Annotated in this window: 22 protein-coding genes; 13 read left to right on the forward strand and 9 right to left on the reverse strand. The window is 69.9% G+C overall.

What is annotated here, in order from left to right:
• Positions 1–100: 100 nt before the first annotated feature.
• Positions 101–1,432, reverse strand: coding sequence for a neutral/alkaline non-lysosomal ceramidase N-terminal domain-containing protein (locus Q0C41_RS18535; protein ID WP_291986143.1), 1,332 nt, complete (start codon positions 1,430–1,432; stop codon positions 101–103).
• A gap of 164 nt (positions 1,433–1,596) precedes the next feature.
• Here Q0C41_RS18535 and Q0C41_RS18540 point away from each other — a divergent pair, with 164 nt between their 5' ends.
• Entirely contained in the window at positions 1,597–2,487 is an 891-nt protein-coding gene (locus Q0C41_RS18540; RefSeq protein WP_291986144.1) for an alpha/beta hydrolase, read from the forward strand.
• Positions 2,488–2,495: 8 nt separating this feature from the next.
• Here Q0C41_RS18540 and Q0C41_RS18545 read toward each other — a convergent pair whose 3' ends face one another.
• The 4 genes from Q0C41_RS18545 to Q0C41_RS18560 are packed head-to-tail and all read right to left on the reverse strand — an operon-like array spanning position 2,496 to position 5,529.
• A complete protein-coding gene (locus tag Q0C41_RS18545; RefSeq protein WP_291986145.1) occupies positions 2,496–2,828 on the reverse strand; it encodes a cupin domain-containing protein in 333 nt (110 codons plus the stop codon).
• A gap of 2 nt (positions 2,829–2,830) precedes the next feature.
• A complete protein-coding gene (locus Q0C41_RS18550; RefSeq protein WP_291986146.1) occupies positions 2,831–3,181 on the reverse strand; it encodes a hypothetical protein in 351 nt (116 codons plus the stop codon).
• 9 nt (positions 3,182–3,190) lie between these two features.
• A complete protein-coding gene (locus Q0C41_RS18555) occupies positions 3,191–3,964 on the reverse strand; it encodes an META domain-containing protein (RefSeq protein WP_291986147.1) in 774 nt (257 codons plus the stop codon).
• 8 nt (positions 3,965–3,972) lie between these two features.
• Complete coding sequence (locus Q0C41_RS18560; protein WP_291986148.1) at positions 3,973–5,529, reverse strand: ADP-ribosylglycohydrolase family protein; 1,557 nt, start codon at positions 5,527–5,529, stop codon at positions 3,973–3,975.
• Positions 5,530–5,727: 198 nt separating this feature from the next.
• Between Q0C41_RS18560 and Q0C41_RS18565 the strand changes: the two genes are divergently transcribed.
• The 3 genes from Q0C41_RS18565 to Q0C41_RS18575 all read left to right on the forward strand — a co-directional run bounded on the left by Q0C41_RS18565 (position 5,728) and on the right by Q0C41_RS18575 (position 9,957).
• Complete coding sequence (locus Q0C41_RS18565; RefSeq protein WP_291986149.1) at positions 5,728–7,836, forward strand: ATP-binding protein; 2,109 nt, start codon at positions 5,728–5,730, stop codon at positions 7,834–7,836.
• Positions 7,833–8,870: an HD domain-containing phosphohydrolase gene (locus Q0C41_RS18570; RefSeq protein ID WP_291986150.1), complete on the forward strand. Its 1,038-nt coding sequence runs from the start codon at positions 7,833–7,835 to the stop codon at positions 8,868–8,870. Before Q0C41_RS18565 ends, Q0C41_RS18570 begins: the two co-directional genes overlap by 4 nt.
• 115 nt (positions 8,871–8,985) lie before the next feature.
• A complete protein-coding gene (locus Q0C41_RS18575; protein WP_291986151.1) occupies positions 8,986–9,957 on the forward strand; it encodes a sigma-70 family RNA polymerase sigma factor in 972 nt (323 codons plus the stop codon).
• A gap of 46 nt (positions 9,958–10,003) precedes the next feature.
• Here the strand turns inward: Q0C41_RS18575 and Q0C41_RS18580 are convergent, their stop codons facing one another.
• Complete coding sequence (locus Q0C41_RS18580) at positions 10,004–11,125, reverse strand: hypothetical protein (RefSeq protein ID WP_291986152.1); 1,122 nt, start codon at positions 11,123–11,125, stop codon at positions 10,004–10,006.
• A gap of 89 nt (positions 11,126–11,214) precedes the next feature.
• Here Q0C41_RS18580 and Q0C41_RS18585 point away from each other — a divergent pair, with 89 nt between their 5' ends.
• Complete coding sequence (locus tag Q0C41_RS18585) at positions 11,215–12,666, forward strand: sulfatase (protein ID WP_291986153.1); 1,452 nt, start codon at positions 11,215–11,217, stop codon at positions 12,664–12,666.
• Positions 12,667–12,685: 19 nt separating this feature from the next.
• Here Q0C41_RS18585 and Q0C41_RS18590 read toward each other — a convergent pair whose 3' ends face one another.
• On the reverse strand, positions 12,686–13,975 hold the full coding sequence (locus Q0C41_RS18590; protein ID WP_291986154.1) for a M28 family peptidase: 1,290 nt from the start codon (positions 13,973–13,975) through the stop codon (positions 12,686–12,688).
• 75 nt (positions 13,976–14,050) lie between these two features.
• On the opposite strand from Q0C41_RS18590, the gene Q0C41_RS18595 reads away from it, so the two are divergent.
• The gene (locus Q0C41_RS18595; protein ID WP_291986155.1) at positions 14,051–14,632 is read left to right on the forward strand and encodes a DUF4126 domain-containing protein; all 582 of its coding nucleotides are present in this window, start codon (positions 14,051–14,053) and stop codon (positions 14,630–14,632) included.
• A gap of 17 nt (positions 14,633–14,649) precedes the next feature.
• Here the strand turns inward: Q0C41_RS18595 and Q0C41_RS18600 are convergent, their stop codons facing one another.
• Positions 14,650–15,465 carry a HAMP domain-containing sensor histidine kinase gene (locus Q0C41_RS18600; protein WP_291986157.1) on the reverse strand — a complete coding sequence of 272 codons (816 nt, stop codon included), beginning with the start codon at positions 15,463–15,465 and terminating at the stop codon, positions 14,650–14,652.
• A 214-nt stretch (positions 15,466–15,679) separates the two neighbouring features.
• Between Q0C41_RS18600 and Q0C41_RS18605 the strand changes: the two genes are divergently transcribed.
• From Q0C41_RS18605 to Q0C41_RS18635, 7 genes are all read left to right on the forward strand, one after another.
• Positions 15,680–16,114, forward strand: coding sequence for a hypothetical protein (locus Q0C41_RS18605; protein WP_291986159.1), 435 nt, complete (start codon positions 15,680–15,682; stop codon positions 16,112–16,114).
• Entirely contained in the window at positions 16,111–17,580 is a 1,470-nt protein-coding gene (locus tag Q0C41_RS18610) for an ATPase domain-containing protein (RefSeq protein WP_291986161.1), read from the forward strand. The genes Q0C41_RS18605 and Q0C41_RS18610 overlap by 4 nt, the downstream gene beginning before the upstream one ends.
• 3 nt (positions 17,581–17,583) lie before the next feature.
• On the forward strand, positions 17,584–19,179 hold the full coding sequence (locus tag Q0C41_RS18615) for a response regulator transcription factor family protein (protein WP_291986163.1): 1,596 nt from the start codon (positions 17,584–17,586) through the stop codon (positions 19,177–19,179).
• A gap of 80 nt (positions 19,180–19,259) precedes the next feature.
• Entirely contained in the window at positions 19,260–20,384 is a 1,125-nt protein-coding gene (locus Q0C41_RS18620; RefSeq protein WP_291986165.1) for a HAMP domain-containing sensor histidine kinase, read from the forward strand.
• On the forward strand, positions 20,353–21,786 hold the full coding sequence (locus Q0C41_RS18625) for a bifunctional metallophosphatase/5'-nucleotidase (protein ID WP_291986168.1): 1,434 nt from the start codon (positions 20,353–20,355) through the stop codon (positions 21,784–21,786). Before Q0C41_RS18620 ends, Q0C41_RS18625 begins: the two co-directional genes overlap by 32 nt.
• Positions 21,787–21,834: 48 nt before the next feature.
• Complete coding sequence (locus Q0C41_RS18630) at positions 21,835–23,739, forward strand: glucose/sorbosone family PQQ-dependent dehydrogenase (RefSeq protein WP_291986170.1); 1,905 nt, start codon at positions 21,835–21,837, stop codon at positions 23,737–23,739.
• A 748-nt stretch (positions 23,740–24,487) separates the two neighbouring features.
• Positions 24,488–24,862, forward strand: coding sequence for a type IV toxin-antitoxin system AbiEi family antitoxin domain-containing protein (locus tag Q0C41_RS18635; RefSeq protein WP_291986172.1), 375 nt, complete (start codon positions 24,488–24,490; stop codon positions 24,860–24,862).
• Positions 24,863–24,885: 23 nt separating this feature from the next.
• Here the strand turns inward: Q0C41_RS18635 and Q0C41_RS18640 are convergent.
• The coding region (locus Q0C41_RS18640) for an Rv2175c family DNA-binding protein (RefSeq protein WP_051091919.1) at positions 24,886–25,296 on the reverse strand (411 nt) is incomplete at its 5' end.

Here is a 25,296-nt window from a genome sequence, read left to right on the forward strand (position 1 = left end):
AGGGCCTGTCGCGGTGCCGCGTGCGCCGGGCGCGCGGCCACCAGCGCCGCGCCGCCGGCGGCGACGGTGTTGAGGAACTGGCGGCGCGAACGCTTGATCGTCATCGGGTGATCCTCATCAGGCGGGACAGGGACGCGACGATCCGGTCCTCGACCGTGCCGTCGAACGGCCCGGGGCGTCCGTAGTAGAGCAGCGAGCCGCCGCCCTCGTAGCCGCCCTCGTCGAGCACGCGCTTCGAGGGCACATAGCCGAACACGTCGTTGGCGTAGCCGACCGGCCAGACGTTGTCGTCGGGATGGTCGCGGCGCAGGCGCAGGGCGTAGTCGACCACGACCTCGCCGCCGAGGGCCACCAGCGTCAGGTCGCGGCCGAAGCGCCAGACCTGCAGCGGCATCTTCTGCGAGGTCGGCAGGGCGCCGTCGCGGGCCCGGATCTCGTCCATCAGCCTGGTGTGGCGCCCGACATAGGGCTCGGTCAGCCCGTAGCGCTGCTTCCACTGGTCGGGGGTCAGCGCTGCCTCGAACGGCAGATCCACCAGGTCCAGCGCCGCCCGGGTCGGACCGGTGATCGGCGTCAGCGAGGCCATGGCGCCGCGCACCGCCGTGGCCAGGGCCTGACCATGCTGCTCCACGTGCTCGAAGGTGCCGCGCGGCTTCGGGTTCGCGTCGGCGCCGCAGCCGGTCATGAACAGGGCCGTGAGCCCGGGGTGGGCGGCCTCGATGGCCGCCTGCGCGACACCGGCGTAGTCGCCATGCCACTCGACGTTGCTCGCCTGCAGCGTCGTGTTGTGGCAGGCGTAGCTGAACAGGATGGCCTTCGGCGCGCCCCCGATGTCGACACGGAGCATGGGCACGCGATGGTCGACCGGCCCGTCCGGGCTGTACTGCACGCGACGGTTGGCAGCAAAGGTCGCGGTGGTATGGCCTGCGTGCAGGGTCGCGGGCGCGAGCGCCCGCAGTGCCGCACCCACCACGTCGACGATCTGCGCTTCGAGCGCCGTCGTGTAGGCCTCGACGTCGCGCACCTGTTGAGGAGTCACGTCGTAGGCCACCATCAACTGCGTGTCGACGACCGGGCCGCTGTGCGTGTGGCTGGACGCCAGCAGCAGGCGCTCGCGCGGCAGGCGATGCTGGCGGGCCACGGCGGCGCCGATGCGATCCGACATGCCGCCGGTGACGCCGAGCAGGTCCAGCGTCACTACGACGAGACGCTGACCGCCGGCGTCCTCCACCGCAAGCGCCTTGGCATGCAGCGGCTGTCGCGTGCCACTGGAGGGCGCCGTCCGTGCCGCGAATCCCGCCATCCAGAGCGACGTGCGCGGCGTGATGTCGACCGTCGCCACACCCGCGCGCCAGCCGGCCGCGTCGAGACGCAGCGGACGTACGGCCGCGAGGGCCGCAACAGTGAGGAAGGCTCGGCGATCGAGAGTCACGGTGTCAGGCCGGATTCTACGCCAGCGGCGGACGTGGGTAGGGCCCGTTCTCCGAACGGGCCGTCACGATCGGCGTCCTGGCAGTGACGGCCGGCTCGGAGAGCCGGCCCTACCCTTTGCCCTTCCCCCTTCGGCATTCCAGCATTCCAGCATCTAATGCTCCCGTGCCCACACTCCCGCCTCTCCATCGCTGGGACGTCCCCACGCCCTGCGGGCTGGTCCACATCGTCCATGGCATGGCCGAGTACGGCGCCCGCTACGCGCGGCTGGCCACGGCCCTCACTGCCGCCGGATACACGGTGTGGGCCCACGACCATCGGGGCCATGGCGACCACGTCACGGCCGGGGCCCTCGCCGGGCACTTCGGTGACAGTGGCGGCTGGGACGGCCTCGTCGACGACGCCTGGGCCGTCTCGCAGGCGTTGCAGGCCTCCTCGCCAGGGGTCCCGCTGCTCCTGTTCGCCCACTCGATGGGATCGTTCGTCGGGCAGGCCCTGATCGGCCAGCACGGCGACGCGTATCGCGGCGTCGTGCTCTGCGGCAGCAACGGTCCGCCCGGTGCGCTCGAGGGAGCAGGCGTCGCGGTCGCCCGGCTCGAGCGCCTGCTGCGCGGCCCGCGCACGCCGAGCGTCTGGCTGCAGGGCCTCGTGTTCGGCACCTACAACCGGGAGTTCGCTCCGGTCCGCACGGAGGTCGACTGGCTCTCGCGCGACCCGGCAGCCGTGGACGCCTACGTCGCCGACCCGCAGTGCGGCCGTCCGCTGACCACGCGCGCCTGGTGCGACTTCCTCGAGGGCAAGGCCACCCTCGGCACGTCGTCGGTGCTGCGCAGCATCCCGACGGCGCTGCCCATCCGGCTCATCGCTGGCGACAGGGATCCGGTCGGCGAGATGGGCAAGGGCGTGGCGCGACTGCACGAGGTGTACGTGGATGCCGGCCTCACGCAGGTCAGCCTGCAGCTCTACCCGGACGCCCGCCACGAGTTGGTGAACGAGATCAATCGCGATGAGGTCACGCGCGACCTCATCGCGTGGTTCGACGCGCAGACCCCGTAGCCGACGCCTCAGGCGTCCTTGAGCATGATCAGCAGCATCCGCGACGCTTCCGGCGCGTCCACGGCGTGCGGCACGTTGGCGGGCAGCCGGACGATCGTGCCGGGAACGGCGTCGATCGGCGCACCGGCGACCGAGAGCGTCAGGCGTCCTTCGAGCACGAGCGCCAGCGCATCGAAGGCCGAGGTGTGTTCGGTGAGGGCCTGACCGCCATCGAAGGCGAACAGCGTGACGTTGCCGCCGGGCGTCTTCTCGAGCAGGCGACTGGCGATGCCATGGGCCGTCGGGGTCACCAGGTCCTGCAACACGAGGGCTTGCGCGGCGGGCAGGGTCGAAGGGCTCATCACTACCTCTTCTTTCGGGCGAGTCGCCGCACGGGCCTGGCCCGCGCGGGCTCGACAGGGCGCCTGAGGGTCGGGCCGAAGACGACGAAGCCCCGATCGCGAAGCTCGTCGGCGAGCGTCGGCTCGCACAGCGCCGCCTCGGCATAGGTCATGGGCGGAATCTCGTCGAACCACTCGTACGCCAGTTCGAGGCCGAAGTCACGCACGACTCTGGCGGCCTTGACGCCGGCCTTGTGGTTGTCGAAGCGTTGCTGGGGATGCAGCCCCGTCATGCCGACGTAGTAGCAGTCGCGCACCCCCGGGTGGCGCGGGTGGGCGAGCCGCACCACGTAGACGCGATGATGCGCCTCCATCGACGGCGCTCAGCGCGGCCGGGCCGGCTTCTTCGGCGTGGCCACGGGTGTCACCTCGCGGCGCGCCGTGATGGTGCCTCCGTCAGCGGCATGCAACTTCAGCACTCCGTCGGGGGAGCACTCGAAGCGGTTCACGCCACGCAGCACCTCGAGGAAGATCGCCTCCTGCGCCATGTAGGGTGCCTCGCAGGCCCGCATGGTCGAGATGGGCATCGTGATCGTGACGCCCTCGCCGGTGAGCAGGTAGCCCGCGCTGTAGGTGTTGCACGATGCCGTGCCGGTCACCCGCCCGTTGGCGCCGAAGGCCAGCGTCAGGCGCGACTTGGCGACGATGGGCTGGCCGCCGAGGTGGGAGACGAGCCACACGCCCCCGCGCAGCAGCGACACCGGGTCGCCGCCGCAGCCCTTGAGCGCGCGGCCATCGAAGGACACCTCGACCGTGGCGGGGCGCGGCATGCCGGTCATCGTGTCGGCGCACACGCCATCGAGGATCGTCACCTCCAGGCGGTGGGTATCGTCGTGGGCACTGTAGCGACGCCCGCCCTCCACCGGCACGGGCGCCGGGATTGGCAGTTCGGCCCGCGTCGCCCCGTAATCGACGACGAGCACCATGCGGCTGCCGCCGATGTCGAGCGTCCATCCGGGTTCATTGCCGACCGCCCTGAAGGCGGTCGCCGACGCGGCGGCCGGCTGAGCGGACGCGCCACCCCCGAGGCACGCCGTCGCGACGAAGGCGAGGCCGGTGACGGACAGGACGCGACGAGGGAACGACACGACGAGCACGGGCTCTCCTAGATGACCGGGGTCCTGGGCGCACTGCCATAGATGATGGCGCGCTGCAGCCTGAGGGTGGTGCCTGGCTCGAGATTACGCGCCTTGAGCCGCACGGTATGCGCACGATCAGGCAGTTCGTACTTCCAGAACGGGATGAAGCGGCGGCGGGTGACGTTGGTTGGCAGGTCCACCGTCTCGGCCAGCACGTCGTCGATGAACACGTCCACGACGACGACGCGGTCCTTGCCGTCCTCGCTGCGGACGTCGCCCTGGATGGCAAAGCCGATCCCGTCGAACGTGAAGCGGGTTTCATCGCCCTGCGTGGCACGGGCGAGGCGGATCTCGGCCACGGGGTGATGCCCCTCGAAGTTCTGCTCGAGGCGCACGGGTGCGGGCGTCTGCACCGGGATGAGGACCGCGTCACCATCGTCACGGCCGCCCGCCCGGCGAATCATCTCGAGCGCGTGCTTGTACGACAGGCCGTAGGCGTCCTCCAGCGAGATGGTCGTGTACTTGAAGGGCGTCCCTTCGACCTCGTCGAGCCCCTGCTTCCAGTAGGCCGGGATCCGCTCGAAGCCGAGGATGGTGCCGAGCACACCCGCGGCAGTCGCGGGGTTGCAGTCCGAGTCCTGCCCGGCCCGGGTGGCCACCGAGATGGTGCGACTCATGTCGCCGTTGCCGTAGAGCAGGCCGAGGACCACGTACGCGGCGTTGATGCGGGCGTCGATGTTGAAGGCGGCGAAGACCCCCTCCGGGCACCCGATGTCCTCGGCGTGGTGCCGCTGCAGGTCGAACCAGGCGCGCTTCCAGTCGGTCGGGTGCTCGTCGTGCAGGCGGATGGCGGCACTGATCGTCCGGTGGAAGCGGCTCGCGGCGGGAATGGTGTCGAGGGCACGGGTCACCACCGTGCGGACGTCGTCATGGACGAAGGCGAGCGAGTACATGGCCGCGACGAAGACGCCGCCGTACCAGCCGTCGCCGGAGTTCATGATGTGGCCCACCTTGTCGGCGTAGGCGGTCGCGGCGTTGGGCAGGCCCGGCGCCATGAGCCCGATGAAGTCGGCCTCGATCTGGAAGTCGATGTCGTCGGCTTCCGGGTTGTTGCGCCAATGGCCGCTGGCCGGCGGCGCGAGCCCGCGCAGCAGGTTGTGGCGGGCCATCTGGTTGGCGTGCCAGAGCATGTACTCCGCGCCGGCGAGCGCCTTGCCGAAGGCCTCGGCGGGAGCGTCGAGGCCCTGCCGCTCGATGACGTCGACGAAGGTCAGGTCGACGTACACGTCGTCGTACAGGCCGGGGTTGCGCTCGTAGGTCTCGCGCAGGTAGCCCGGATACCACGGGATCGGCTCGTAGTCCTGGATGAAGGTGCCGTTGTAGTTGAACTCGGTCGGCCCGCCGAAGGTCACCCCGATGGTCTGGGCGGCCCAGCCCCCGCGGATCTTGTCGCGCAGGACGGCCTTCGAGAGCCGCACCGTCGTGCCCGCGGCCGGCGTGCCCGCCGGCGACTGCGCGCGCGCTGACGGCACGCTCAGGACCGCCACCACCGTGACCGCCGCTCCCCACCTGCCGATGGTCATGCTTCTGCCCTCCGCTGACGCCTGCCGGGATGGTACATCCCTATCCTTGGTCCAGCGACCGGGGCGGAATGCCCCCCCCGAACCGGTTCAGGACTCACGATCCGGCCCAACAGGACGATTGGCTCCTCATGTACGGGCTCGTGAACCATTCGTTCGAGCACGATCGCTGCCTCGTCGAGTTCTCCGGCAGGTAGTGTCGTGTCCTCCAGGATTGGCCTCTCGCCGGAGCAGGTCGCACGTGCGTTCCCGTTTCACGTCGCCATCGCCGCCAACGGCCGCATCGTCCAGGTCGGCGCGTCGATGGCGAGGGTCTCGCCGCAGGCGCTCGGCAGCCTGTTCAGCGATCAGTTCACCACCCGCAAGCCGACGACCCTCGGGTCCTACGACGCCCTGCTGGCCTGCGTCGACGCGATTCTGGAGATCGTCTGCCGTCATGTCGACCTGACCTTGAGTGGCCAGGTGATGCAGGTGGACGGCGACCGCCTCCTCCTGCTGCTCTCGCCGCGCATCACGGCCGTCGAGCAGATGAGCGCCCTCGGTCTGTCGCTGAGCGACTTCGCGCACCAGGACATCCTGGCCGAATTCCTCATGCTCGTGCGGACGAAGGATCTGGCGCTGGCCGACTCGGAGCAGCTCAGTTTCTCGCTGTTCCAGCAGCGCCAGGCGCTGCACGACACCAACCAGCAACTGGCCAGCGAGATCGCCGAACGGCAACGCATCGAGTTCGCGCTGGCCGAGCGCGAGAACGTCTACCGCTCGGTGCTCAACGGGCTCCGCGAGGCCGTCGTCCAGACCGACGCCGACGGGCGGTGCCGTTACCTCAACCCGGCGTGGTTCGACATCAGCGGGTACGAGGTGCAGGAAGCCCTGGGCACGATGTTCCTCGACGGCATCCATCCTGACGACCGCGACCGCAACCTCGAGGTGTTCGCGCCGATGCTGGCCGGCGAGGTCGACTCGTGCCGCCACGACGTGCGCTACCTGCGGCGCGACGGCGGCTTCGTCTGGGTCGATCTGTACGCGCGCCAGATGAAGGACGCGGAGGGCCACTCCATCGGCATGGTCGGCACGCTCAACGACGTCACCGAGCGTCATGAGCACGAGGACCGGCTGATGAAGGCCAATGCGGCCCTGTCGCGCGCCTCCCGGCTCAAGGACGAGTTCCTGTCCAGCATGAGCCACGAGCTGCGGACGCCGCTCAACAACATCCTCGGCATCGTCGAGTCGCTGAGCGAGCACATCTACGGCGCGCTCGAGCCGCGACAGGCCAAGGCTCTGGCGCTGGTCGAGGCCAGCGGCCGGCATCTGCTGGACCTGATCAACGACATCCTCGACCTCTCGAAGATCGAGGCCGGCAAGATGACGCTGGACATCATGCCGACGTCGGTCGCGCAGCTGTGCTCGGCGGCGCTGGCGCTGGTGCGCAACGCGGCGCACCAGAAGCAGTTGCAGGTGACGCAGACCATCAGTCCCGAAGCGACGACGCTGCTCGTCGACCAGCGCGGCATGAAGCAGGTCCTGGTCAACCTGCTCAGCAACGCGGTCAAGTTCACGCCCACCGGCGGCACGGTGCGCCTCGATGTGTCGGTCGACGCGAAGGCCGGCACGATGTCCTTCGCCGTGATCGACTCCGGCATCGGCATCGCCGAGGCCGATCAGGGGCGGCTCTTCCAGCCCTTCACCCAGGTGGACAGCAGTCTGTCGCGCCAGTACAACGGCACCGGCCTCGGGCTGGCGCTGGTGCGGCGCATGGTGGAGCTGCACGAAGGCGGGCGGGTGACGCTGCAGAGCGAGTCCGGCAAGGGATCCTGCTTCACGGTGACGCTGCCCTGGACGCCGACCACGCCGAAAGCGGTCGTCGAGAAGGCCGCCGAGTCGAGCGGCGCCATCTGCTCCATCCCGATTGCGCGCACGTCGCAGCGGCGGCTGCTCGTCGCCGACGACACCGAGACCAACGTGCTCGTGCTGCGACAGTACCTCGAGGCCAAGGGCTACGAGGTACTGACGGCGAGCGACGGGCTGCAGGCCGTGGCCTCGGCCACCGAGCATCATCCGGACCTGATCATCATGGACGTGCAGATGCCCGAACTCGACGGGCTCTCGGCCATCCGTCGCCTGCGCGCCCAACCCGACACCGCCACGATCCCCATCTTCGCCTTCACGGCCCTCGCCATGAGCGGGGATCGCGAGCGCTGCCTGGACGCCGGCGCCAACGACTACTTCAGCAAGCCCGTGAAGCTGTCGGCGCTGGCCACGGCCATCCGCAGCCAGCTGGACGGGACGGCCGCGCCCGTGGAGACGCCATGAACAACAGGGATACACGGCAGAGCCACATCCTCGTGGTGGACGACGAGGAGACGGGACGCGAGGTGCTGGACGGCATCCTGCGCGCCGACGGGTACGCCGTCCGCACGGCCGTCTGCGGCGACGACGCCATCGCGCTGACGCTGGAGGATGCCCCCGATCTGATCCTGCTGGACGTCATGATGCCCGGCATGGACGGCTTCAAGGTCTGCGAGCGCATCCGGGCGGTGCCGCAGGTGCGCGAGATCCCCATCATCCTGGTGACGGCCCTCGACGACCGCGCGTCGCGCCTGCGCGGCATGGAGGTGGGCGCCGACGACTTCGTGACCAAGCCCTACGACCGTCTCGAACTGCGCGCGCGCGTCAAGGCCGTCACCCGCCTGAACCGGTATCGGACGCTGCTCGAGGAGCGCGTCCGGCTCGTCGAGGCCTACGAGCGCACGCTCGAAGGCTGGGTCCGGGCCCTCGACCTGCGCGATCGGGAGACGGAAGGGCACACGCAGCGCGTCACCGTGATGACCGTGCGACTGGCCGAACGGATGGGGCTGCCCGCCGACGAGTGCGAGCACATCCGGCGCGGTGCCCTGCTGCACGACATCGGCAAGATCGGGGTGCCCGACAGCATCCTGCACAAGCCCGGGGCCCTGACCGCCGACGAGTGGATCCAGATGAAGCAGCACCCCGAGCACGCCAAGGCGCTGCTCGAGCCCATCCGGTACCTGCGCCCGGCCATCGACGTCGCCTACTGTCACCACGAGAAGTGGGACGGCACGGGGTATCCGCAGGGGCTGAAGGGCATCGACATTCCGATCGCCGCACGGATGTTCGCGGTGGTCGACACCTTCGACGCCCTGACCTCCGAGCGCCCGTACAAGCGGGCGTGGACCCTCGACGAGGCGCTGGCCCTCATCGAATCGGAGGCCGGCAAGCACTTCGATCCGGCCGTCGTCCCGCACTTTGCCGAGATGGCCCGCAACGGCGCCTTCAACGACACGATGAACGCGTTGAATCTGGCCGACGCCGTCCACATCGCCTGAGCTCCCGCCGAGGCGCGCGACCCGCGCCGTCCGCGTTGTCAGATCGGCTGGCCCGTCGACGTCCGCTCGTCGGCACGGGCGACGTCTGCGCCCCGCCCATCCGATAATGACTGCCGTGCCCACCATCGACGACCTCGAACGACACCGAGCCGCGATCACCGGCCACTGCTATCGCATGCTCGGCTCCGGGCTCGATGCCGACGACGCGGCGCAGGAGACCATGGTGCGCGCCTGGCGCCACCTCGACGCCTTCGAAGGGCGTTCATCGCTCCGCACGTGGCTCTACCGCATCGCGACCCGGGTGTGCCTGGACGTGCTCGGCACGCGAAGCCGCCGCTTGAGATCGACGGAGGCCGGGCCGGTCGGCACCATCGACGACCCGCTCACGGCGCTGCCGGCGTCGTCCTGGGTCGAGCCGATTCCCGATGTCGCCGCGCTGCCTGGCGATGCCGACCCGCACGAACGCGTCGTGCTGCGGCAGAGCCTGCGGCTCGCCTTCGTCGCGGCCCTGCAACACCTGCCGGCCCGACAGCGCGCGGTGCTGTTGCTGGTCGAGGTGCTGGGCTGGTCGGCCGCGGAGGTCGCCAGTGGTCTCGACATGAGTGTCGCGGCGGTCAACAGTGCCCTGCAGCGGGCACGGGCCACCCTCGCGTCACGCGACGTGACCCCGACGGCCGCGGCCCTCTCGGACGAGGAGCAGGCGCTGGTCGATCGCTACGTCCACGCCTTCGAACGCTATGACGTCGACGCACTCGCGGCGATCATGCACGAGGACGCGACGATGGCGATGCCGCCGTTCTCGCTGTGGTTGCGCGGCCACGCGTCGATGAGCGGCTGGCTGCTCGGTCGAGGGGCGGCCTGCCGCGGATCGAAGCTGGTGCCGACGGCCGCCAACGGGTTGCCCGCCTTCGGCCAGTACAAGCCGGCCGGCGACGGCCGCTACCTGCCGTGGGCACTCGTCGTGCTCGAGATCGAACGTGGCGCGATCGCCGCGCATACGTTCTTCCTGGACACCGCGACGCTGTTCCCCCGCTTCGGCCTCCCGGATCACCTGCCGGCGGACGAGGTCTTCCCGGGAGATCACTGACCGTCGACCTGAAGGTCGACGGCTACGTGAACCTGAAGGTCGACGGCTACTTTCTCGCGGCCTTGATGGCGACGATGTCCTTCGGGTCGTAGGGCGAGCCGTCGTGGCGGAAGACCTCATGGAACCACACGGCCGGTTCGCGGTCGACGTAAGGCCGCCGCCATGAATCCCAGGGCAGGTGCGTCTGCGCCTTGCCCTGCACGAGTCCCCAGTTGATCGCCCCCACCTTGTGCTGCACGAGGATCGGCAGCGATCCCGCGAACGTGCTGCCGTTGCCGCGCGCCATGTACTCGGTGCAGAGGATCGGCCGCTTGTAGACCTGCAACTGCCGGATGCGCGCCTCGAGTTGTGCGGGCGGATCGTAGCTGTGGAACGTGATGATGTCCGACATCGCGATCTGCAGCCGATCGATGGCCGGCAACTCGGTCAGCCGGGACCAGTCGCCGCCGCGCCACAGACCGCTCGTGAGCGGCTGCGTCGGCGCTGCCGCGCGGGCCCACGCGAAGACCTGCGGCAGCAGCGCGAGCACCAGCTCGCCCTTGTTCTTCGGCTCGAGGCTGAGGTAGGCGGGGTCGTTCATGTTGTCCACCTCGTTCCACAGGTCCCACGCCAGCACGCGCGCGTCGCCCTTGAAGCGGCTCACGACGGCCGTGACGTACGCCTCGAGGCGCGGCCAGTGCTCCGGGTCTTCGAGGGCGACCTTGCCGGGACTCTGCACCCAGCCGGAGTTGTGGACGCCGGGGCGCGGGGGACGCTGCGCGCCCACCGCCGGAAACGGATCCCACACCGAGTCGAACAGCACGAGCATCGGCCGGATGCGGTGCTTCTCCGCAATGGCCAGGAACTGATCGACACGGCGCAGGAAGCCGTCGGGGTCCTGCGCGTAGGCCAGGTCGTGCAGGAACACGCGCATGGTGTTCATGCCGATGGCGGCCGCCCACCCGAGTTCGAGATCGATGCGCGCCGGATCGAAGGTGGCGGCCTGCCACATCTCGAGTTCGTTGATCGCCGTCGCCGGCACGTAGTTGGCGCCGATGAGCATGCCCTGACGGGCGTACCAGTCACTGGCCTGTTGCTCGGACCAGCGCCCAGCCGCGGCAGCCGAGACGGCCTGCGCCGCCAGCACCACCACCATCGCGAGCCGCAGTGCGGCGTGTCGGATTGACATGGGTCGGGACTGTACCGCACGGGACGGGAACCGGGAACCGGCAACCGGCAACCGGGCGTCGGGTGATATCGTCGGCCCGGACCTCGACCATGACGACACCTGTTCGGTACGCCGCTCGCGTGCGCACGGCCCTGTGGCCTGTGCTGAGCCTCGGTCTCGGCCTCTGCGCGATGGCCTCGCTGGTCGCGCAGCCAGCGCCAGCATCCGCACCACCACGGATGAACGTGCTGCTGATCATGGCCGACGATCTCAACACCGACCTGGCCACCTACGGCGGACCGGCCCGCTCACCCAGCATCGACCGACTGGCCCGGCGCGGCCTGCGCTTCGATCGGGCGTACACGCAGTACCCGGTGTGCAACCAGAGCCGGTCGTCGATGCTGACCGGTCGCCGGCCCGACGCGACGGGCGTGCTGAGCAATCCGGGACGCAACCCGATGTCGCCGCACTTCCGCGAGCGCCTGCCCGATGCCGTGACGCTGCCGCAGCTGTTCCGCACCAACGGATACGTGACGGCGCGTGTCGGCAAGCTGTTCCACTACGGCGTACCGCTCGACATCGGCACCGGCGGTCTCGACGACCACAAGTCCTGGGACATCGCCATCAACCCGCGCGGACGGGATCGCGAACTGCTCGACCGCGTCTTCACCCTGGTGCCCGGACAGTTCGGCGGCACGGTCAGCTGGCTCGCCGACGATGAGGGAGACGACGCGCAGCACACCGATGGCATCGGCGCGGCCGAGGCGGTGCGGCTGCTCGAGCGCTTCGGCCGGGAGCAGCGCCCCTTCTTCCTCGGCGTCGGCTTCTATCGACCGCATACGCCATACGTGGCGCCTCGCCGCTACTTCGACGAGTACCCGACCGCCGGCATCCCGCTGCCGGCACTGTCGGCTGATGACCGGGCCCGGGTCCCGAAGGCGGCCTACCGCCGCGCCAACGCGGAGCAGGACGCGATGACCGACGCGCAGCGACGCAACGCCATCCAGGCCTACCAGGCCTCGATCACCTTCATGGACGCGCAGGTCGGCCTCGTGCTGGACGCCCTCGATCGCCTCGGCCTGGCCGACAGCACGATCGTGGTGTTCACCAGCGACCACGGCTATCACCTCGGCGATCACGGCTTGTGGCAGAAGCCGAGCCTGTTCGAACGCAACGCGCGGGTGCCGCTGGTGATCGCCGCGCCCGGCAAGGCACGAGGCGCCACCACCCGTGCGCTGGCCGAACTCGTCGACCTCTACCCGACCCTCGCCGACCTGGCCGGCTTGACGGCCCCGGGCCCGCTCGATGGTCAGAGCCTCGCGCCGGTGATCGCCTCGCCCACCCGCGAGGTGCGCGATGCGGCGTTCACGCAGGCCTACAACGGGTACGCCGTCCGCACCGACCGCTGGCGCTACATCGAGTGGGCCGCGGGCGCCGAGGGCCGTCAACTCTACGACCTGGCCGCCGATCCGGCCGAGACGCGCAACCTGGCGGACGAACCCGCGCAGGCCGCCGTGGTGGCGGACCTGTCGGCACGACTCGCCGCCTACCGGAAGCAGTAGACGACCGACCGCAGCGCCGTCACCAGCCGCCGAACAGATCGTCCCAGCACGTCGCCACCTCGTCGCGCTGGGCCTCGGGAATCGTCGGTGTGAAGGGCACCGTGTCGGCCTGGGCCATGGCGTCGATCCACGTCGCGATGGCCGAGACGTCGCGCGCGATCACCGTCGGCGACACGCGTGTCAGGTCATCGTCGGGCCGATGATGGAAGAACCGGCCGCCGTCGCAGTTGACGCGGTAGTGGAAGACGCCAGGGATGCCGGCGGCGATGAACGGGAAGTGATCGGCGTAGGGCACGACCGACGTGACCGTCTGGTAGTACACCTCGGCCGCGTGGAAGTACGGCCGGAACGAGGCCTCGAAGTCCGGATGCGCATTCAGATAGAGCTGTAGCCAGCCCAGATGCGAGCCGTAGCTGTCGAGGTTGTACATGCAGCGACCACGCGTGACGACCTCGTCGCGGTGGTGGCGCACGTAGGCGGCTGATCCCACCGACAGCTGCTCCTCGGCCCCGAACGAGATGAGGCGGACCGTCCGGCGACGCGGCCGCGCGTGCAGCAGGCGGGCGAGTTCGATGACACCGACGACGCCGGATCCGTTGTCGTCGGCGCCGGGCGATCCGGCCTGCGTATCGTGGTGCGCGCTCGCGTAGAGGATCTCGTCGGCCCGGTCGGTGCCGGGCAGCTCGATGACGACGTTCTGGGACGTCGCCGGCTCCATGCCACCGACGACGCGACAGCGTGCGTGCGTCGCGCCTTGCGCGATCCAGTGCCAGGCATCCTGGTGCGCGACGTTGAGCGTCGGCACGGCGCCGATGGCCGCCGTGTAGGCCGGGAACATCCCGTCGGCGCGCGGGGTGTCGCCGGCGTAGCGGGTGTCCACCATCAGCAGGAACGCCGGCGCCGCTCGCATCAGTCGCGCGTAGGAGGCGCGGGACTCGATGTGGCAGCCGAGATGGATGACGGCCTTGCCGCGGAGGTGACCGAGGTCCTCGCGCTGGTAGTCGGTGGGCGTGAGGGCGACGATCTCGCCGCTCCACCACTCGCCGCCGGTGCCGGGCGTGCTGCTGAAGAGCGAGCAGGGGAAGGCCTGCCACGCGTCGCCGATGCGGACCTCGAGCTGCTCTTCCGCGACGACCCTCGCCTGCATGGCGAAGGGCTCGTCCCAGGCCGACACCTCGAGGGCGCGAGCACAGGCGAGCACGTGATCGGCGGCGGCACGTTCGGCGGCGGTGCCCGCGAGGCGCACGCCGATGTCACGGGCGATGATGTCGAGGTCGCGGGAGAGGCGGTCGGGAGAGGCCTGCAACATGGCGCTGCAGCATATCAACGGAGGCGGGTCGTCCCGGAGGGGATGGCGGGCGTTTGCTATGCTCGTCACACACGCATGGAACTGTCCCTGGAGTCGCTGACCGGCATCGTTCTCGGTCTGGGCCTCGCGGCCGCCACCGGGTTGCGCGTCTTCCTGCCACTGCTGGTGGCCGCCATCGCGGCCCGCTGGGGCCTGCTGCCCCTGTCCGACGGGTTCGCCTGGCTGGCCTCGGGGACGGCCATCGCGATGCTGGCCACCGCGAGCATCGCCGAGATCCTGGCCTACTACATTCCAGGCCTCGATCACGCGCTGGACGTGCTGGCCAGCCCCGCCACGGTCGCCGCAGGGACCATCGCCAGCGCCTCAGTGATGGTGGACCTGCCACCGTGGGTGCTCTGGCCGGTCGCCCTCATCGCCGGCGGCGGCGTCGCGGGCCTCACCAAGGGCACCACTGCCCTCGTGCGCGCCGGATCCGGCGCGGCCACCGTGGGCATCTCCAATCCCATCATCTCGACGATGGAGACGCTTGGGGCGACGGGGCTCGCGGCCCTGGCGATCGCGCTGCCGGTGATCGCGCTCCTGCTGATCGGCGTCACCCTGTACCTCATCTACCATCTGGCCCGCAAGGCGCGGACGGTCGTCTTCGGCGCGCGCTGACCGCCCGGACTGGCGCATCAGCAAGGCGTGCTGGCGGGGGCCAGCGGCAGACGGACGGTGAATGTCGAGCCCCGTCCCACGCCCGGACTGGCCGCCTGTGCCGTCCCTCCGTGCAGTTCGACGAGATAGCGGACGATGCCGAGGCCGAGGCCGAGCCCCGTGTGCCGCCCCGTGGTGGCGTCGGCGCCCTGACGGAACCGGTCGAACACGTAGGGCAGCAGGTCCGGATCGATGCCCTGGCCGGTGTCGACCACCCTCACCTGCCTGCGGTCGTGATCCGACTCGACGAACACCTCCACGCGGCCGCCCTCGGGGGTGAACTTGATGGCGTTGGCCAGCAGATTCCAGATGACCTGCTGCAGTCGTTCCGCATCGCCGCGCACCGGGCACGCACCGTGCCCATCGTCGAACGTCAGCTGGATGTGCCGTGCCGCCGCCAGCGGGCGGACGGTCTCGACGGCGTCGTGCGCGACGGTCGCGAGGTCGATCGGCAGGAGAGCGAGTCGAATCGCCCCGCTGAGCATCCGCGACGTATCCAGGAGGTCGTCAATCATGTGAGCGAGCGCCGCGGCATTGCGCCCGATGGCCGCGATCGCGCGCTCGGTGTCCAGGCGCGACAAGGCCCCGGTTTCGAGCAGGCGCACCCAGCCGAGAACCGCACTCACGGGGGTGCGGATCTCGTGCGACGCCATCGCGAGGAATTCGTCCTTGTGGTGACAGGCCGCGGCCGCTTCATCGCTCAGCGTTTGCGCGCGCACGACGGCGACCACCAGATGTTCGTTGGCGTCGCGCATCCGGGAGAGCAGGCGGTCCTGCTCGAGTGCCATTGGCATAGCCCACCCCATGTCGGCAAGGGACATCGCCTCGTATCGCAAGAGCCATGCCGCGCCACTGGCGCACGAGACGCGACGATCACGCGATCCAGCACCGCCGGGGGGTCCGGGATAATCCGTCCGCCGGCGCGAAACTCCCCGACGGTCGCCGTCCACGCCGCGGAGTGACGCCCCGACGTCGGGGAGCGATAGAATCGCGCTCGATGGTCAGGACGTGACGAACCACGACATGCGGCAGCGGGCGTTCCGGCGCCTGCTGGAGCGCGAGGCAGGCACGGACGCGGACGCGCCGGCCATTGCCGCCGCGACCCGCCGCATGGGCGATCGCTTCACCCAGCAACTGACGCCCCTCATTGGCGACGCCGGCGTGGCCGCGATCTGCGACCGCGCCATCCATCTGACACGGCGACAGGTTCCCGAGCTCGCGCCGCTCGAGGGACCAGGCACGGGCGAACCGCCGTTCGCGCGCCTGCAGGTGTCCCTCGCGCAGGTGACACCGACGACGGGCAGCGCGGCAGCCGTCGCCGTCCTCGCCACGGCCAGCACGCTGCTGGCGTCGTTCATCGGCGAGGGCCTGACGACCAGTCTCCTGCGCGAGGCGTGGCCCGACGATTTCACTGGCGACACCCCCGAGGCAACCATCACATGAGCGACAAAGTCCCCATCCGACGCCTGTCGACGGGCGTACCAGGACTCGATGCCGTTCTGGGCGGCGGTGTCCCCGAGTTCTCGTTCAACGTCATCGCCGGCACGCCGGGCGCCGGCAAGACCACGCTGGTGCAGCAGATCATGTTCGCGATGGCGCGGGCGGACCGTCCCGCGATCTTCTTCACGGTGCTCGGCGAGCCCCCGCTGAAGATGCTGCGCTACCAGCAGCAGTTCGACTTCTTCGACATGGCGAAGGTGAACGCGTCGGTGCGCTTCATCAACCTCGCGAAGGAGGCGCGCGAGGGCGGCCTCGACGCCGTGCTGCAGCGCATCATCCAGGAGGTGGAGGCGAGTTCCCCCGGGATCGTGGTCGTCGATTCCTTCCGATCGGTCATGCAGGCGATGCAGCAGCCCCCGGGCGCCGAGGTGCCGCACCTGATCCAGGAACTGGGCATGCGGTTGACCGGCTGGCAGGCGACGACGTTCCTGGTCGGCGAGTTCCAGCTGACCGAGACCGACAACCACCCGATCTTCACCGTCGCGGACGGCCTGGTCTGGCTGCACCAGAGTCTCGACCGCAACTCGATGGTGCGGAAGCTGCAGGTGATGAAGATGCGCGGACAGGCGCCCATTCCGGGCCTGCACACGTTCCGCATCACCGATCGCGGTCTGCAGGTGTTTCCGCGCTTGATTGCCGGTCCCCCGGCCCCCCAACACCCGGACGAGGCGGTCATGGGCGGGAGCGAGCCACCGCGGCTGTCGGTCGGGGTGCCAGGTCTGGACCAGATGCTGGGTGGCGGCATTCCGTCCGGCTACTCCGTACTGATCGCTGGGCCTTCGGGATCGGGCAAGAGCGTTCTGGCGACCCAGTTCATCCGCGAGGGCGCACGCCGCGGCGAACCCGGCGTGATCGCCGTATTCGAGAAGCGGCCGAGTGACTCCGCCTACAGGCGACCGCGTGGTCTCGACGCGGCCGACGGCAGCGCCCCGGTGGCGATCATCCACACGCGCCCGCTCGATCTCTCGATCGACGAGACGCTGCACGAACTGACCGAGGCGATTCATCGCATCAAGGCCAGGCGCGTCGTCATCGATTCCCTGTCGGGGTTCGAGCTCGCGCTGGCGCCGACCTTCCGCGAGGACTTCCGCGAGTCGCTCTACCGCCTGGTCGCCGCGTTGACGGGCATGGGACTGACCGTGATGATGACCGCCGAACTGGAGGACAGCTACACGGATCTCCGGTTCAGTCCTCACGGCACCGCGTTCCTGACCGATGCCATCATCCTGCAGCGGTATGTCGAACTCGAGGGCCGGTTCACGCGAATGATGGCCGTGGTCAAGGTGCGTGACAGCGCGCACGACACCGACCTGCGGCGCTTCGAGATCACCGCCGACGGCATCGTCGTCGGCGAGCGGCTGGACCAGTATCAGGGGCTGCTCACGGGAAGCCCCCGACGGGTCTCGTGACCCATGAAGGCGTCACGCCCGCGCCGCCCCACCACGGCGTCGACTGACGACGCCGGGACGCCGCCGGCGCAGACCCGTGCGGCCATCGAACGGCTGATGGGCCAGATGCGGGCCGTGAACGAGCGGCTGATCGTCGGGGCGGTGCAGGCGCAGACTCGGTCGGAGTCTGCCGACGTCGAGGCGGCGAGGGTCAGGGCGGACCTCGACGCGCTCATGAGCCAGTTGCGCACCGCCAACGAGCAACTGGCGACCATGGCGGAGGACGCGAGCGCGCGCGAGGCGCGCTACCGGCGCCTCTCCGGACGGCTGCTGACGCTGCAGGACGAGGAACGACGGCGACTCGCCCTTCAGTTGCACGACTCGACCGGGCAATCGCTGGCCGCGCTGATGATGAATCTCGACGTGGTGGGCACGGCGACACGGGGCCTCGACGCCCGGTCGCGGCGGGCGCTGGTGGAGAGTCGGACCCTGGCCGATCAGACGGCGCAGGAAGTACGCACGCTGGCCTATCTGCTGCATCCGCCGCTGCTCGACGAAGTGGGACTGGTCTCGGCGATACGCTGGTATGCCGAGGGGTACACCACGCGCAGCGGCATCCGGGTGGACGCGGAGCTGTCCGATGTCGGCCGCTTGCCCGCGCCACTCGAAACCGCCCTCTTCCGCGTCGTCCAGGAGAGTCTGACCAACGTGCATCGCCATGCGTCGACCTCGACGGCCTCCATTCGCCTGGCCATGGCGGCCGGGGTCGTCACGCTCGAGATTCACGATGAGGGGCGCCAGCGCCGCCACCGAGCGACTCCACCGACCGGGACACCGGCCCCCCGAGACGATGGGCGTGGGGATTCAGGGGATGCGGGAGCGCATCCGTCAGCTTGGCGGCACCTTCGACGTCGAGTTCACCGCCACGGGCACGACCGTGCGTGTGGCCGTCCCGCTGTCCGAGGACGTGTCATGACCCCCGTCCGCATCCTGGTCGCCGACGATCACGAAGTGGTGCGCCGCGGCGTGCGGGCCGTGCTGGAGGGGCAGGCGGGGTGGGGGGTGTGTGGTGAAGCGCGGTCGGGACGTGAAGCGGTCGCCCTGGCGGTCGCGCTGCAGCCCGATGTCGTCGTCCTCGACATCACCATGCCGGAGCTGAATGGCCTCGACGCCACGCGGCAGCTCCGCCGCCTCGTCTCGGCCAAGGTGATCATCCTGACGGTCCACGAGTCGGATCAGGTGGTCAGCGAGGTCCTCGACGCCGGTGCCCACGGATACGTCGTGAAGACGGATGCCGGACGCACGCTGGTCGAGGCGATTCGTGCGGTGCTCGGCCACCAGACCTTCGTCTCGAAAGGCGCCCACGGCAGCAGGGAGCGCCGACCACGGGCACGCGGCGCGGGGAGTGGCGCGGGGGCCGCAGGCCCGCTCACACCGCGCGAGCGCGAGGTGGTGCAGCTGCTGGCCGAAGGCAAATCCAACAAGGAGATCGGCGTCGTGCTCGGGATCACCGCCAAGACCGCCGAGACCCACCGGGCGCACGTCATGGCCAAGCTCGATCTGCACTCGATGAGCGAACTCGTGCGGTACGCCATCCGGAACCGGATCATCGAGGCCTGATTCCAGCGTCGACGAGACCGGCGCCATACAGAATCCACCGTATGGCCGAAGTGCCCCGCGCTTCCTATGCTTGACCTGCCATGCTCCATGAGTTCGTCACCACGTATCGCGACGCGATCATCGATCGCGCGCGACAGAAGCTCACCGCGCGGCCGTGGCCGTCCGCGTCCCTCGAGGAACTCGAGAACGGCGTCCCGCTGTTCCTGACGCAGTTGTCGGAGAAGCTGAGGGCAGAGACGACGGGCCTGGTGCTGGTGCCGGGCGCCATCGGCGCCGGTGCGACGCGGCACGGTCGGGACCTGATGGCCCTCGGATTCACCGTCTCGCAGGTCGTGCACGACTACGGCGACATCTGCCAGGCCATCACGGAGCTCGCCATCGAGCGAGACGCCCCGATCACCACCGACGAGTTCAAGACGCTGAATGGCTGTCTCGACACGGCCATCGCCGAAGCCGTGACCGAGCACGCGCGCATGACGGCCGCCTCGCGGTCGAGCGATGAACTCCAGCGGGCGGGACATGTCGCGCACGAGACGCGCGACCTGCTCAACACCGCCATCCTCGCCTATCACGCCCTCACGCGTGGCACGGTCGCCATCAACGGCAGCACGGGGGCCGTGCTGGGCCGCAGCCTGATGGGCCTGAAGGCCCTCGTGGACAGCACGTTGACGGAGGTGCGCATCGCCGCCCATCCACAGCGGCGCGAGCGCGTCGCAGTGGCGCCGTTCCTGGACGACCTCGCGATGGCCGGGCGGCTCCAGGCCGAATCCAGAAGTCTCGAGCTCGTCATCGAGCCCGGTGACGCCTCGTGGGCGGTCGACGCGGATACGCAGGTGCTGGCCTCCGCGGTGAACAACCTGCTCAACAACGCCTTCAAGTTCACCCCGGCCGGCGGCCGCGTCGTCTTGAGAGCCCTCGCGGGTGAGGGCGGGCGGCTCCTGATCGAAGTGGAAGACGAGTGCGGCGGGATCCCGGCGTCCGCAGGCGACCCGTTCCAGTCGTTCGCCGAGCGGCGGGGGCGGGACCGGACGGGCCTCGGCCTGGGTCTGTCGATCGCACGCAAGGCCGTGAGAGCCCACGGTGGCGACATCCATACGCACAACGTGCCTGGCAAGGGCTGCGTCTTCACGATCGACGTGCCGCTGGCCGGCGTCGCCGTGAAGGAGCCTGTACATGCCGCAGATCACACTGCTCCAGCTCAATGATCTGCACGGGTACCTCGAACCGCACCCCGAGCTGTTCTCGCTGACGCCGGGCGCCCCATGGCGCTCCGGCGGTGGCCTGGCACGCATCGCCTCGGTGTTCGGTACGGTGCGGCGCGAGACCGGCGGCGCCGTTGTCGCACTCGACAACGGCGACACGTTCCACGGGTCGATGCCAGCGGTACACACGAGGGGCGGGGCACTCGTCGCGCCGATGTCCGCACTGGGGCTCGACGCCATGACCGTTCACTGGGAGCTGGCGTACGGATGGCGGCAGGTGAAGGCACTGGCCAGCGCCCTGCCCTACCCGCTGCTGGCCGCCAACGTGGTCGGCGACGACGGGACGATCTTCACGCCGTTCACCATCGTGGAGCGCGCTGGAGTGCGCGTCGGAATCATCGGGCTCTCATCGGTCGCGGGCACCGACCTGCTGCCGCAGGCAGACCGCGGCCCGGTGACCCTCACGATCGGCGAGGCGGCCGTCAACGCACTGGTGCCCCGTCTGCGGCGGGAGCACGGTGTCGGGCTCGTCGTCGTGCTGTCGCATCTCGGCTTCCCGCAGGACTGCAAGCTGGCGTCGGCCGTTTCCGGTGTGGACGTCATCCTCAGCGGCCACTCACACCATCGCCTGCAGACGCCGGTCATCGTCGATGACACGCTCATCATGCAGTCCGGTGCGCACGGCTCGTTCGTCGGCCGGCTCGATCTCGAGCTCTCGACCACTGGGGTGGCGGGCTGGCAGCATCGCCTGATCGAGGTCGATGACGCCACGGAACCAGACGGCGGCATGCAGGCGCTGGTCGGCGATGCCGTCGCGCCGTTCGCGGCGGCGCGCCAGCGCGTGCTGGGCACCACCAGCACGCCGCTGACGCGCTACACGATGCTCGAGTCGACGATGGACACGCTGTTGCTGGCCGCCGTCGCGGACTCGACGGACGTGCCGATCGCCTTGTCGAACGGCTGGCGATACGGCGCCCCGATCCCCCCGGGGCCGATCACCGAGATGGATGTCTGGAACATAGTCCCCGCGAACCCGGCGGTGTCGGTCGTGAGGTTGACCGGTGCGGAACTGCGGCGCCTGTACGAGGAGAACCTCAAGGCCACCTTCGCCTGTGATGCCTGGCAGCAGCGGGGCGGCTACGTCAAGCGATGCCGCGGTCTGGAACTCGCGGTGAAGCTGGAGAATCCGCCCGGCGAACGGCTTCAGGAGATCAGGGTCGATGGCGCCAGGCTGCGGGCGAACGCATCGTACACGGTCGCGTTCCTCGGCGAGCAGGCCGTGCCCGTCAGGTACGGCGCCGACCGGCGGGACACGGGTGTGACGGCCGAGGAGGCCTTGCGGCAGTACGTGTCGTGCCGCGATGTCGTCGCGGCTGATCGCGTCGGCACCGTGACACTGGTCTGACTCTCGTCGCAGGCGGTCATTGCCGGGGGTCGGCGATGCGGCATAGTCTTGACCATCGTCATGCACCAGCCCGCTTCTCCGGCGCCATCCCTGGCCCGTCGCCGCACCTCGCTCTGTCTCGCGGCCCTCGTGACGGCCTCGGCGCTCGGTCTCGCGCAGGGTGGCCCCGAAACGGTGCGCCCCGAGACGAAGCGATTCGACATGCGGGTGGTGACCACGGGGCTCGACAACCCGTGGGAAGTCACCTGGGGGCCCGACGGCGCGCTCTGGGTGACCGAACGATCGGCGCTCCGCATCACGCGCGTGGACCCGCAGACCGGCGAGAAGCGCGTCACCGCATCGGTGCGCCACCTCGCCTCCGCCACGGGGCCGGGGGGCGTGCTCGGCATGGCGCTGCATCCGCAACTGCTGCGCGGCACCGGCCACGACGAGGTCTACGTCGCGATGACCTACGACGACCCGTCGCGTCCGGCGGACGCGCGCGTCGCCGATCCCGCCAGCCCGTTCCGGCACCTGCGCGCCAAGGTCGTACGCTTCCGCTACGACGCCGCCACGACGACGCTGGTGGAGCCCGTGACGATCCTCGATGGCCTTCCGGCGGGCAACGATCACCTCGGGCTGCGGCTCGCCTTCGCGTCTGATGGGACGCTGCACCTGACGACCGGTGATCGCGGCGGCAATCAGCTCGGCAACTTCTGCCACGCCGTGCGATCGCAGCGTCTGCCGACCCAGGCGGAGGTCACGGCCGGCGACTGGACGACCTACGAGGGCAAGACGCTGCGCCTGACGACCGACGGCACCATCCCGGCGGACAACCCGGTGATCGACGGCGTGCGCAGTCACGTCTTCACCTACGGTCACCGCAACCCGCAGGGGCTGGCGCTGGGGCCTGACGGCACGCTGTACACGACCGACCACGGACCGAAGACAGACGATGAGGTCAACGTGCTGGTGGCCGGGGGCAACTATGGCTGGCCGCACGTCGCGGGGCTGCGCGACGACCGCGCCTACGTCTACGCACGCTGGGCCGAATCGACGACCCCATGCGCGACCATGCGGTTCAGCGACCTGGCGATTCCCGAGTCGGTACCGCGCGAGCCGGAGTCGGCCTTCACGCGGCCGATGATCGCGCCGCTGGCCACGCTCTTCACGGTGCCGTCCGGCTTCGACTTCGAGGATCCCGCGTGTGGCGGCGTGCACTTCCTCTGCTGGCCGACGGTCGCGGCATCGAGTGTCGAGTCGTACGTCGGGGGGCCGACCGGCATCCCCGGGTGGGACCGCGTGCTGATCGTCACGGCGCTCAAGCGCGGCTCGCTCTACATCGTGCCGGTGGACGCCTCGGGACAGCGTCTCGGTGGCGGCATCTCGCGCGAGGCGCGGACACAGAATCGCTATCGCGACACGGCCGTCCATCCGGACGGACGCACGATCTTCGTGGCCACCGACAACGGTGGCCTGGTCGAGGCCCGCGATGGTGGCGTGGCCAAGAGCGTGGACCATGGTGGTGCCTTGCTGGCCTTCACCTATACCGGCGAGGCGCCGACGGTCGCGCCAACGACGATGAGCGCGCCGAGGGCACCGCTGCGCGACGAGGCCCTGGTGCCGGCCCGCGGCACGACGGGCCCGCCCCCGCCGGTCACCCGCGCCCAGGTCGCGGCGGGCAAGACGGCCTACGAGGCCACGTGCGCCGTGTGCCATGGCAGCACGCTGACCAACGGCACGTTCGGCACGCCGCTCGCCGGGGCGTACTTCCGCCGGCAGTGGAGCGGTCGTCCCGTCGCCGAGCTGTTCGAGAAGTCACGCAGCTCGATGCCACCCACCGCCGCGGGCTCGCTGCCCGCGGAGACCTATGCCGCGATCCTGGCGTACGTGCTCGAGGTCAACGGCGTCGCGCCCGGCACCTCGCCGCTGCCCGCGGACGCCGGGCCGCTACGCGCATGGCGGGTACCGTAGGGAACCGGGAACCGGGAACCGGGAGTCGGGAGTCGGGAGTCGGGCACCGGGAACCGGGAACCGGGAACCGGGAACGGGGAACCGGGAACCGCGAGTCGCACCGGGTACCGTTGTCCGCGGCGGTCGTCCCCGCGCCGGCACCGGGCAGCCAGACAGGAGGGCTCGCTGGGACACGCGACACGACGATCCGGGAGTCGGGAGTCGGGAGTCGGGAACCGGGAACGGGGAACCGGGAACCGCGAGTCGCACCGGGCACCGTTGTCCGCGGCGGTCGGCCCCGCGCCGGCACCGGGCAGCCAGACAGGAGGGCTCGCTGGGACACGCGACACGACGATCCGGGAGTCGGGAGTCGGGAATCGGGAGTCGGGAACCGGGCCGCGAGCACCGTCGTCCGAGCGCCGGACGTGGGCATGAGGGACTGCGAGGACGCGCGGCGCGCGAGCACTCGGAGTGGGGATTCGAACTGGGGACGGTGAGCCGCAGGCGCGCCGATGCGTGCCGGACGCCTATCTGGGGGAGCCATGCCGGGGCGCGGGGAGTTGCCCCGGATTCGAGCCCGCGGCGGTGAGCCGCAGGCGAGCCGACGCGTGCCGGACGCCTATCTGGGGGAGCCATGCCGGGGCGCGGGGAGTTGCCCCGGATTCGAGCCCGCGGCAGTGAGCCGCAGGCGAGCCGGTGCGTGCCTGACGCCTGTCTGGGGGAGCCGTGCCGGGGCTCGGGGAGTTGCCCCGGATTCGAGCCCGCGGCGGTGAGCCGCAGGCGAGCCGACGCGTGCCGGAATCCTGCCTGGGGTGCCATTCCGGCCGCAGGCCGGAATTGGCTCGCCGGGGTCGACGAAGATGCGAACTATCTCTTTCAGATTCCCGCCGCGACCCCGAAAAACCCGCCCCAGCAGAGGAAGCGCGATCGTGACCGTGCTGAGCGCATGCGTCTGGCGGGCGGTCCGATGCCGTCGCTGCGGGAGAAAGCCTACGCATTCGCCCGCCAGCGTACGATCGTGAGGACATGCGATTTTACCGCCATCGGTATCCCGCGGCACTATCTCGCCTGGATGTGCGAGGAGGGCTGGCTGGTGAGGGAAGGCTACGGCCTCTATCGCGCAGCCGAGCGAGAAGCTGCCTGATGGAAGCTTCGTCCGCGGAAATGTCAGGCCGCGCCGTGTTCGCCGTAGGCCCGAGCGGCTTTGACGACATCGACAATCCGGCCTTCGCGCAACGCATCGATCGGGCGCTGGCCGCCGAGGCGGGCGTCGTCGGTCAGCATGAAGTTGACCCGCATCCAGGGCTCCTCGATCGTGAACGCCTCGACCACGGCGCTCATACCGGGAAGCAGTCCGGTGCCGGTGATCTGGAAGGCGGGATAGGCGCGCTCGCCATCGACATCGAGCCAAAGGAGGGGCTGGGCCTCAAGTTCCTCGGGCGTCAGGCCGATCCGACCTGCGAACTCATCGCGGGACAGAACCCCGCCTTCCATGACGAGCATGCCGCGCTTCATAGCCGAACCGCGGGTGAAGGCCTCAGCCAAGACGGCGGTGTCAGCTATGGTTCCTGCTTGCAT

Origin of the sequence: Luteitalea sp. (assembly GCF_022842525.1) — a bacterium.
Taxonomy (GTDB): Bacteria; Acidobacteriota; Vicinamibacteria; order Vicinamibacterales; family Vicinamibacteraceae; genus Luteitalea.